The sequence below is a fragment of the Nocardioides sp. NPDC004968 genome (assembly GCF_040608935.1).
Taxonomy (GTDB): domain Bacteria; phylum Actinomycetota; class Actinomycetes; order Propionibacteriales; family Nocardioidaceae; genus Nocardioides.
Genome location: NZ_JBEXJF010000040.1, coordinates 32,982 through 43,050 on the forward strand (window position 1 = coordinate 32,982; position 10,069 = coordinate 43,050).

Sequence of the window (10,069 nt, forward strand, 5' to 3'; positions counted from 1 at the left end):
CCGCGGTGGTGGCAAGATCTTCGCCATGACTGCGGTGCAACCTCACCGGCTGATGCGGATGAGCGGACGCGACCCCAACGAGAAGGGCCGCTCCGCCACTCCCCTGGAGTTGCTGTTCGACCTGGCGTTCGTCGTCGCATTCGCGCAAGCCGGCAACGCGTTCGCTCACCTGGTCGCCGAGGAACACCTGGGGCCCGCGATCGGCGGGTTCCTGTTCACCGTCGTGGCTATCTGCTGGGCATGGATCAACTTCGCGTGGTTCGCCTCCGGGTTCGACACCGACGACTGGGTCTTCCGCGCTCTCACGATCGTGCAGATGGCCGGTGCCATCGTCGTGGCCCTCGGCGTGGCGCCGTTGTTCGAGTCGATCGACCACGGCGGAGTGCTCGACAACCGCGTCCTGGTCGGGGGCTACGTCGTGATGCGCGTCGCGATGGTCGCCCAATGGCTCCGGGCCGCGTCGCAGTCCCCCGCCTACCGCAATACCGCGCTCACCTACGCCGGTTCGATCCTCGTCGCGCAGATCGGCTGGGTGGGCCTCGCGGTGGCCCAGACGAGCTCGGTGGCACTGGTGGTGCTCGCGTCGGTCGTCTTCTACGGCATCGAGATGATCGGCCCGATCTACGCCAAACGCCGCTGGGGCATGCCGTGGAATGCCGAGCACATCGCTGAGCGCTACGGGCTACTGCTCATCATCACGCTGGGCGAGGTCATCCTCGGAACAGTCGCGGCAGTGGCCTCGGCGGTCGAGCATGTCGGCTGGTCGCAGGAGTCGATCCTGCTCGTGGTCGCCGGCACGCTGTTGGCCTTCGGGATCTGGTGGGACTACTACATCATTCCGTTCGCGCACTTCATCGAGCGCCATCGACAACGGGCCTGGATCTTCGCCTACGGCCACATCATCATCTTCGCCTCGGTGGCAGCCTTCGGCGGTGGCATCCATGTGGCGGCGTACGTCATGGAGGGCGAGGCGACCATCGGCGTGCTCGGGGCGGTGCTCTCAGTCGCGATCCCGCTGGCAGTCTTCACGATCGCCTACTTCGGCATCTACTCAGCGCTGATGAGGCGCGTCGACATGCTGCACGTCAACCTGGCCCTCGGCATGCTCGCGGTCCTGGCGCTTGGGGTGGTCGCGGCAACAGCTGGTGTCTCGCTCGGCTGGTCGCTGCTGATCATCGCCGCTGCGCCCTACGTGACGGTCGTCGTCTACGAATCGTGGGGCTATCGCCACGTTGCCGCCGATGTCGAGGCTCTCTGAGACGTCCTCAGTCGAAGACCGACCAGCAGATCTCGTTGCGGATCCGCTGATCGTCGAGGACGAGCTCGCGGATGGGCTCCGGGAGCTGCTCGCGCTGCCAGCGGCACTCCCGGCGCCCGGCCTCGATGGCCTCGCCGGGCGGCGCGGCGTCGCGTACAGCCTTGATCGCGTACGCAGCCGCCCCCAGGTCGTGGGCGGCGACATGGGCGACCACGCCGGCCTGCCCGGCGGCGTAGGCGGCGTTGCGGGCAGCCCCGCGCAAGGGCCGGGCCGCGCCCATGGCGTGACCGCCGAGAGCACGCGCCTCCATCATCTTCAGCTCGCCGCGGGTCCAGGCCCGCGCGGCCTCGATGGCCTCCCGTGGCCGCGGGTCGTCGGGGCACTCCGCCTCGAAGAGCGGGAGGACGTGCTCTGCGCAGGTCGCCGCCCACAGCGCGAGCAGCTGGTGGTCCGCCTCGGTGAGGGTGCCACCGCGGCGGACCGTGATCAGGCGCGGGTCACGCTCCTTGGCCAGGATCATCGCTCTCCCCCGGTCTCGGGCCCGGTCTCCGGACGGTCGGGTCCGGGGCCGTCGGGATGGGTGAGGTCGTAGGCGGCGGCGACCTTCTTCGGCACGCAGAGGCGCCAGGCGTCCACGACGAACTCGCACGCCTCGATCGGGTCGAGCGCGGCCAGGGACGACTCCACCCAGTTGAACCGCATCTCCGACTCGCGGGGCAGGTGGAACTTGTCGGGCGCGCTCGCGACCAGCGCGGCACGCTCCTCCTTCGGGAAGCCGAACCCCATCTCGGTCTCGTCCAGGGAGAAGGCGACATAGACGATCGAGCCGACCCGGAACTTCAGCCGGCCGCGTACGAAGACCTCGTAGGACCGCTCCAGGCTCGAGCCGAGCCAGCGGACGTCCGCCACGGTTGCCATGTCCGGAGCGTAGGCGCAGACGTCGGCGGCGGCACGCGAGTTTCGCGTCCGTCGGCGTCCGTGGCGCGACATCATGGCCCCATGGCGGCGAAGGTGGATCTGAAGAAGACGCTCGACAGCTATCGGGCACGTCAGGGTGAGTTCCGGGTGCTCGAGGTGCCGCCACTCCCCTACCTGATGGTCGACGGGCACGGTGATCCCAACACCTCCCAGGAGTACGCCGATGCGCTCGCGGCGCTCTACCCGGTGGCGTACAAGCTGAAGTTCACCAGCAAGAACGATGGCCGCGACTATGTGGTGCCGCCGCTGGAGGCGCTGTGGTGGGCCGAGGACATGGACGTGTTCACCCGGGAACGGGACAAGTCGCAATGGGACTGGACAGCGATGATCATGACGCCCGACTGGGTGACCGCACAGATGTTCGACGAGGCGGTCGCGAAGGTCGGCGCCAAGGACCGCCCGGCGAGCCTGGGCAAGGTGCGCCTGGAGACGCTCGCGGAAGGCACCTGCGTGCAGACGCTGCACATCGGGTCCTACGACGACGAGGGCCCGGTGCTCGAGGAGCTGCACGAGCGGTTCATCCCCGAGAACGGGCTGCGGATGACAGGGAAGCACCACGAGATCTATCTGGGTGACCCGCGGCGGGTGGAGCCCGCGAAGCTCCGGACGATCCTGCGCCAGCCGGTCGTCTCGTAGGCCCGCGAATCTCGGTGTACAAGTGTGGACTGAAACTCTTGTCAGCGTGACCGTGCTCACATTACTCTTCAGTAACTCGGGACGCAGCGGTCCCGCTCACGTGAGGAGAGTCCCCCATGGCTCAGCACGCATCGAGGCTGTTCGTGAAGCGTCCCGGCAAGCACGCCGTACGCACCCTGGTGACGGCTCTGGCCGTCGCCGCCGTCATGCCCGCCGCCCTGGCCTCGCCGGCCGAGGCCGCCGACCAGAGCACCGCCGTCGTCTCCCGCGGCGTCGAGATCCCGGAGTTCTACAACCCACCGGCAACGCTTCCTGACGCCGACGGTGCGCTCGTACGCACCGAGCCCCTCCCCCTCGGCGTCGGCCTCTCGATCCCGGGCATCGGCTCGCTGCCCGGCACCGCGACCCGGGTCATGTACAAGACGACCGACAACAACGGCGCCCCGGCCGCGGTGACCGGCGCCTACATCGAGCCGTTCGCGGCCTGGAGCGGTGCCGGCGACCGGCCGCTCGTGGTCGTCGCGCCCGGCACCATGGGCCAGGGCGACCAGTGCTCGGCCTCGCTCGGCCTGGAGCGCCCGATCCTCTTCAACGGCAAGACCGTCTCGGTGGGCTACGAGGACATCGGGATCTACCGTCTCCTGGCGCGCGGCGTGGCGGTGATGGTCACCGACTACGTCGGCCTGGGCGCCACCGACCGGCTCCACACCTATGTCGACCGGGTCGAAGGGGGTCATGCCGTCCTCGACGCCGCGCGCGCAGCGCGAGAGGTCCCGGACGCATCGGTGACCGCCGGGTCTCGGGTCGCGCTCTATGGCTACAGCCAGGGCGGCGGTGCGACCGGGTCGGCCTCCGAGCTCGCCTCGACGTACGCTCCCGAGATCAACCTCGTGGGCGCCTACGTCGGCGCTCCGCCCGCCGACCTGCGCGCGACCGCGGTCGGCATCGACGGTTCGGCGCTGGTGGCGGCGCTGGCCTGGACCATCAACGGTCTCGCCCAGTCCAACCCGGAGCTGCGGCCGATCCTGGACGAGAACCTCAACGAGGCAGGTCAGGCGGCGCTGGAGGACCTCTCGACGGCGTGCGTCGCGGACGGGATCTTCGGCTACCCGTTCCAGCGGAGCACCAGCTGGACCAAGACCGGCGAGAGCCTCGACGACATCATCGAGCGCGAGCCGGCGGTGCGGTCGATCATCTCCGAGCAGAAGCTCGGGCACGTGGCCCCGCGGATCCCGGTACGCCTGGCCACCGGCACCCAGGACGACATCGTCCCGCACGAGCAGTCTCGGCAGCTGGCCGTCGACTGGTGTGGTCGGGGAGCGAAGGTGACCTACCAGGCGGTCATCCTGCCCAACCTCGGCGACGGGCTGGTCACCAACCACGTCACCCCGCTGCTCGTCGACCAGACCGCCGCGATCAACTGGGTCACCGACCGGGTCAAGGGTGTCGCCGCCGGGTCCAACTGCGCGTCGATGCCCGTTCAGCCCTGAGCCGTGCGTAGCCGCACGGACAGGCAGGTGACGCAGCCTTCGAGCTTCTCGAACTCGGAGATGTCGACCGGCACGACCGTGTAGCCGCGCTCCTCGAACATCGCTCTGCTCAGCGGTGCCGAGGCGGCCATCAGCAGCGTGCGGTAGTCGAGGACGACCACGTGGGAGCCCGATTCCTCCGGGACCGGCAGGAACCGGGCTCCCCACACGCTCGGGTCGTCGACCAGCGGCTCGTGGCCGATGACGGTGCCGTCGGGCAGCGCGGTGACGGCCGACTTCAGATGGAGCACCTTCGTGAGGGGGACGGCGACGACCTCGGCGTCCAGCGGTCCGAGCAGTGCCCGGAGCTGAGCGACCCCCTCGGCGTTCGTACGCCCGCCCTCCCCCACCCACACGGTGTCGCCATGCTTGAGCACGTCGCCGCCGTCGAGAGTTCCGGGCGCCTCGATGTGGGCGATCCGGTAGCCCCGCGAGCGGACCGCGTGCTCGGCCGCGTCGATCTCCGGGCGCCGTTCCAGGGCACCCGGCCGGCTGATCACCGCCAGGTCCGCGAAGACGACCATCGTGTCCTCGACGAAGACCGAGTCCGGGCAGTCGTCGGCGGGATCGACCTCGTGGGTGGTCCAGCCGGCGGAGCGCATCGCCGCGATGTACGTCTCCCACTGCTCCTGGGCGAGGCCGACGTCGACCGGGCTCCGCTCGATGTGGGTGACGAGCCCCTCGGCGAGGCGGGGCGAGGGGCGGCGTACGAGAGCGTGCATGGGTGAAGTATCCCTACCCGATCCAGAACCGGAGCTCGTTGCCGAGCTGCTCGTCGAGCACGCCCCCGTTCTTCTCGATCACCCGCCGGGACGGCTCGTTGGAGGGGACGCAGGTGAGCAGGGCACGCGAGACGCCGTGCTCGCGGGCCTTCTCCAGACCGAGCTCGAGCATGCGGGTCGCGTGGCCCTGGCGCCGCCACGGCGCGACGACGTGGTAGCCGATGTGACCGCCGTCGACGGCGAGCTCGGGGGTCAGCGTGTGGCGCACGACGAGGGTGCCGAGATAGTGCTCCTCGGAGACGTACCAGTAGACCGTCGACATCACGTCCCAGCGCTCCTTGTCATGGTCCCGGGCAGCGACGAACGCGTCGAAGTCCTTGCTGGCCGGCCCGAGCCAGTCGGTGTCGGTACCGCGCAGGAGACAGTCGGCCTGTTCGCCCGTGAGATAGGAGGTGCGTACGGCCGTCGTCGGACGGACCAGGCGGGGTGGTTCGCTCAGCGTGATCATCGCCGGTCAGGCAACCACACTGCATGCTCCGAACGCACCAGGTTTTGACGGGGGCGGAGGCTAGATTGAGCCCATGAGCGAGGACGAGGGACGCAGGATGTTCGAGCCGGAGTCATGGGAGGAGCGCTACGCCGGCGAGGAGAAGGTCTGGAGCGGCAACCCGAACCCGCAGCTCGTCGCCGAGATCTCCGAACTGACGCCCGGCACGGCGCTCGATGTCGGCTGCGGCGAGGGCGGCGACGTCATCTGGCTCGCGCAGCAGGGCTGGACGGTCACCGGCGCCGACTTCTCGGCCAACGGGCTGGCCCGGGCGAGGCGGCATGCCGAGGGCGCCGGGGTCGCGGACCGTACGTCCTGGTGGCAGGTCGACGCGCGCACCTTCGACGCCGAGGGCCGCGAGTTCGACCTGGTCACGTGCCACTTCCTGCACACCCCCGACGGGAGCATGGTCGAGGTCGCCGGCCGCCTGGCCACCGCGGTCGCGCCCGGGGGCCACCTCCTCGTCGTCGGCCACGCGCCCTCCGAGGTCTTCGCGCGCCACGGCCACCACAACGCGATGTTCCTCGCCTCCGACCTGGTCCCCGGCCTCCCCGGCGGCTTCGAGCCGGTCGTCGTCGAGCAGCGCCCGCGCTTGACCATCCGCGACGGCGTCCCGGTCCAGATCGACGATTCGACCCTGCTCGCCCGCCGTGCCCTACCGGCGTGAAAGAAAAATTCTTTTCACGCCGAGGGTAGGTCCTCAGCCGCGGACCATCCTGCGCTCGATGCCGACCCTCACCGACCGCAGAGATCTCCGCTCGGCGAAGATCCGGTCGGGCATCAGACCGGCGTACGCCTCCTCCCACACGTCGAGATGGAGGTCGGTCAACGCCTCGGCGTCATCGACGACAGCCGCCCTGATCTTCATGCCCGGCGGATAGGGAGAAGCTCAGTCGAGGCACCACTCGTTTCCCTCGGGGTCCTGCATGACGATGAAGCCGAGGCTCATCGGCGGGTCGGGCTCGAAGCGGCGGACGCGGGTGGCTCCCAGCGCGACGACGCGCTCGCACTCCGCCTCGAGTGCGGCCATCCGGTCCTCACCCTGCAGCCCGGGAGCGGCCCGGACGTCGAGGTGGACGCGGTTCTTGGCGGTCTTCGACTCCGGCACGCGCTGAAAGAAGACGCGCGGACCGGCGCCTGCCGGATCCTCGATCGCCGAAGCGTTGTTGCGCTGGTCTTCCGGTACCCCGACACGAGCGAGGAACTCGTCCCACGCATCCAGCGGCTCGCTGCCCTCGGCGACCTCGACCCCCGGTGGACCCGGATGGACGTAGCCGAGGACGTCCCGCCAGAACGTGGAGAGCGCGCGTGGGTCGTGCGCGTCGAAGGTGACCTGGAAGGTGCGGGTCTCGAGTGCCATGGCTCCACCATGACACCGAATCAGGACGGTCGGCGTCCGCTATCGACGATGAGCAGGAGCGGGCAGACCGAGGCCGCGGCGCTCCTCCATCCGCCCGGCGATCATGGGGACCACGATCGCGGCGGCGACGATGTGGGTCAGGCACAGGACGCCGACGAAGGCCAGATCGAACTCGAAGAACGGCAGCACGTCGGGGACCAACGAGAGCCCGGTGAGCACGATCATGGTGATCTGGAAGGTCGAGCGGGGCATCGTTGCCACCCGGATCATCACCTCGGCGATGATGATGCCGATCAGCGAGCAGTAGACGGTGAGCATCGGGAACGCCGCGAGCGGCACGTCGCCCACGCTGCTGCCGAAGTCGATCCCGGCCGCCTTGGCGATCACGGCCATCAGGCTGGTGGCGACCGCGGCGATGGCGGTGGCCACCAGCCCGCGTGGCCATACCCGCGCCGGCCGCTCCCGCACCGGAGCCATCTCCGCCGCCGTGGTCCGCCTGTGCTCGGGAAGGTAGAGGGTCATCTCGGGTGCTCCTTGATTGATGCTGAAACCAATTCACACTAAGAGAGACCCACTACCTCGACCGCATCCAGACGGCCGCAACCGGGCGTGATTCGCGCCACCCGGCGCGTCAGGTCAGGCCCCGACGTACGCCGCCAGGTGCTCGCCGGTGAGGGTCGACTTCTTGGCGACGAGCTCGGCGGGCGTACCTTCGAAGACGACCAGGCCGCCGTCGTGACCGGCACCCGGGCCGAGGTCGATGATCCAGTCGGCGTGAGCCATGACCGCCTGGTGGTGCTCGATCACGATCACCGACTTGCCGGCGTCGACCAGCTTGTCGAGCAGCGCCAGCAGGTTGTCGACGTCGGCGAGGTGGAGACCGGTGGTCGGCTCGTCCAGGACGTACGTCCCGCCCTTCTCCCCCAGGTGCATGGCCAGCTTGATCCTCTGCCGCTCGCCGCCGGAGAGGGTGTTGAGTGGCTGGCCGAGCTTGAGGTAGCCCAGCCCGACGTCCTGCATCCGTCCGAGGATGTTCGCCGCCGGCGGCACCTTCGACTCTCCCGCGGAGAAGAAGTCGTGCGCCTTGGCGACGGAGAGGTCGAGCACCTCGGCGATGTTGAGCTCGCCGAGGCGATACTCCAGCACCAGCGGCTGGAACCGCTTCCCGCCACAGTCCTCGCACGGGCTCGAGACGGTCTCCATGAACCCCAGCTCGGTGAAGATCATCCCGTTGCCCTTACAGGTCGGACACGCTCCCTCCGAGTTGGCGGAGAAGAGCGCCGGCTTCACACCGTTCGCCTTCGCGAACGCCTTGCGGATGGGCTCCAGAAGGCCTGTGTACGTCGCCGGGTTGCTCCGTCGCGAGCCCTTGATCGCACTCTGGTCGACGAACTCCACATCGGTTCCGCGCGGGATCGAGTCGTGGATGAGCGAGGACTTGCCCGAGCCTGCGACACCGGTGACCACGGTCAACACTCCGAGCGGGATGTCGACGTCGACGTTCTTCAGGTTGTGCGAGGTCGCCCCACGGATCTCCAGATGGCCGGTCGGCTTGCGCACGCTGTCCTTCAGCGAGGCCCGATGTCCCAGATGACGTCCGGTGAGGGTGTCCGCCTTCGCCAGGTCGTCGAACGTCCCCTCGAAGCAGATCGTCCCGCCGTCGCTGCCGGCCCCCGGTCCGAGGTCGAACACGCGGTCGGCGATCGCGATCGTCTCCGGCTTGTGCTCGACCACGAGCACGGTGTTGCCCTTGTCGCGTAGGTCCAGCAGCAGCTTGTTCATCCGCTCGATGTCGTGCGGGTGCAGCCCCACGGTGGGCTCGTCGAAGACGTAGGTCACATCGGTCAGGGCTGACCCCAGGTGCCGCACCATCTTCGTACGCTGCGCCTCACCGCCGCTCAGGGTCCCCGAAGGCCGGTCGAAGGAGAGATAGCCCAGCCCGATCTCGGTCATCGAGTCGCACAGGTGGAGCAGCGACCGGATCAGCGGGGCGACGCCCGGCTCGTCGATCCCGCGCAGCCATTCGGCGAGGTCGGTGATCTGCATGGCGGCGACCTCGCCGATGTCGAGGCCCCTGATCTTCGAGGAGCGGGCTGACTCGTTCAGACGGGTGCCGCCGCAGGTCGGGCACGACGCGAAGACGGCCGCACGCTCCACGAACGCCTTGATGTGCGGCTGCAGTTGCTCGGGGTCCTTGCTGAAGACCGACTCGCGCAGCTTGGGGATGAGCCCCTGGTACGTCATGTTCATCCCGAGCGCCTTGATCTTGCCCTTCTCCTTGTAGAGGAAGTCGTGGCGCTCGGTCTCTGTGTAGTCCTTGATCGGCTTGTCCCCGTCGAGCAGGCCCGTCTCGGCGAAACCCTTCACCATCCAGCCGTCGGCCTTGTAGCCGGGCACGAGGATCGCGCCCTCGTTGAGCGACTTGGACTCGTCGACGATGGCAGCGAGATCCAGGTCGGAGACGACGCCGCGGCCCTCACACTTCGGGCACATGCCGCCGAGGTAGATCTCCTGCTTGATGACGTTCTTCTTGCCCGACTCCGTGACCGAGACACCACCGACCTTGGTGGTCGGGATGTTGAACGAGAACGCTGTCGCCCCGCCGATGTAGGGATCCCCCAGGCGTGAGAAGAGCTGGCGAAGCATCGCGTGGCCGTCGGTGACCGTGCCGAGCGTCGAGCGCGGGTTGGCGCCGAGCCGCTCCTGGTCGACAAGGATGGCGGTGGTCAGCCCCTCCATCGCGTCGACCTCGGGCCGCGGCAGGCTGGGCATGAACCCCTGGATGAACGTCGAGTACGTCTCGTCGATCAGTCGCCGCGACTCTGCCGCGATCGTGCCGAAGACCAGCGAGGACTTCCCCGACCCCGACACCCCGGTGAACACCGAGAGCCGGCGCTTGGGAATCTCGACCGAGACGTCCTTGAGGTTGTTCTGCCGGGCCCCCTGGACACGGATCAGGTCGTGAGTGTCTGCGCTGTGCTCGTTCGAGCGGGGGTCGGTCATGGCGATCAGGCTAGTCGGAGGCGTGAATCCAGGCCT

Annotated in this window: 12 protein-coding genes; 4 read left to right on the forward strand and 8 right to left on the reverse strand. The window is 68.7% G+C overall.

The window, feature by feature from the left end; all coding sequences use genetic code 11:
- The first annotated feature begins 25 nt into the window (after positions 1-25).
- Entirely contained in the window at positions 26-1,258 is a 1,233-nt protein-coding gene (locus ABZU72_RS24715; protein ID WP_355021435.1) for a low temperature requirement protein A, read from the forward strand.
- Positions 1,259-1,265: 7 nt separating this feature from the next.
- On the opposite strand, the gene ABZU72_RS24720 is transcribed toward ABZU72_RS24715, so the two are convergent.
- The gene (locus tag ABZU72_RS24720) at positions 1,266-1,778 is read right to left on the reverse strand and encodes a putative immunity protein (protein WP_355021436.1); all 513 of its coding nucleotides are present in this window, start codon (positions 1,776-1,778) and stop codon (positions 1,266-1,268) included.
- Positions 1,775-2,176: a hypothetical protein gene (locus ABZU72_RS24725; protein ID WP_355021437.1), complete on the reverse strand. Its 402-nt coding sequence runs from the start codon at positions 2,174-2,176 to the stop codon at positions 1,775-1,777. Before ABZU72_RS24725 ends, ABZU72_RS24720 begins: the two co-directional genes overlap by 4 nt.
- An 81-nt stretch (positions 2,177-2,257) precedes the next feature.
- Here ABZU72_RS24725 and ABZU72_RS24730 point away from each other — a divergent pair, with 81 nt between their 5' ends.
- Positions 2,258-2,872, forward strand: coding sequence for a GyrI-like domain-containing protein (locus ABZU72_RS24730; RefSeq protein WP_355021438.1), 615 nt, complete (start codon positions 2,258-2,260; stop codon positions 2,870-2,872).
- A 116-nt stretch (positions 2,873-2,988) separates the two neighbouring features.
- Positions 2,989-4,362 (forward strand): lipase family protein, encoded by a 1,374-nt coding sequence (locus tag ABZU72_RS24735; RefSeq protein ID WP_355021439.1) that lies wholly within the window; start codon positions 2,989-2,991, stop codon positions 4,360-4,362.
- Here ABZU72_RS24735 and ddaH read toward each other — a convergent pair.
- Positions 4,353-5,123, reverse strand: coding sequence for a dimethylargininase (ddaH, locus tag ABZU72_RS24740; RefSeq protein ID WP_355021440.1), 771 nt, complete (start codon positions 5,121-5,123; stop codon positions 4,353-4,355). The genes ABZU72_RS24735 and ddaH overlap by 10 nt on opposite strands.
- Positions 5,124-5,136: 13 nt before the next feature.
- The gene (locus ABZU72_RS24745) at positions 5,137-5,631 is read right to left on the reverse strand and encodes a GNAT family N-acetyltransferase (RefSeq protein WP_355021441.1); all 495 of its coding nucleotides are present in this window, start codon (positions 5,629-5,631) and stop codon (positions 5,137-5,139) included.
- A gap of 73 nt (positions 5,632-5,704) precedes the next feature.
- On the opposite strand from ABZU72_RS24745, the gene ABZU72_RS24750 reads away from it, so the two are divergent.
- On the forward strand, positions 5,705-6,337 hold the full coding sequence (locus ABZU72_RS24750) for a class I SAM-dependent methyltransferase (RefSeq protein ID WP_355021442.1): 633 nt from the start codon (positions 5,705-5,707) through the stop codon (positions 6,335-6,337).
- A 33-nt stretch (positions 6,338-6,370) separates the two neighbouring features.
- Here ABZU72_RS24750 and ABZU72_RS24755 read toward each other — a convergent pair whose 3' ends face one another.
- From ABZU72_RS24755 to ABZU72_RS24770, 4 genes are all read right to left on the reverse strand, one after another.
- Entirely contained in the window at positions 6,371-6,538 is a 168-nt protein-coding gene (locus ABZU72_RS24755) for a hypothetical protein (protein ID WP_355021443.1), read from the reverse strand.
- Between the two features lie 21 nt (positions 6,539-6,559).
- Positions 6,560-7,030 carry a VOC family protein gene (locus tag ABZU72_RS24760; RefSeq protein ID WP_355021444.1) on the reverse strand — a complete coding sequence of 157 codons (471 nt, stop codon included), beginning with the start codon at positions 7,028-7,030 and terminating at the stop codon, positions 6,560-6,562.
- Positions 7,031-7,069: 39 nt separating this feature from the next.
- Positions 7,070-7,552 (reverse strand): DUF6069 family protein, encoded by a 483-nt coding sequence (locus tag ABZU72_RS24765; protein ID WP_355021445.1) that lies wholly within the window; start codon positions 7,550-7,552, stop codon positions 7,070-7,072.
- Positions 7,553-7,666: 114 nt separating this feature from the next.
- Complete coding sequence (locus ABZU72_RS24770; RefSeq protein ID WP_355021446.1) at positions 7,667-10,033, reverse strand: excinuclease ABC subunit UvrA; 2,367 nt, start codon at positions 10,031-10,033, stop codon at positions 7,667-7,669.
- Between the last annotated feature and the right edge of the window lie 36 nt (positions 10,034-10,069).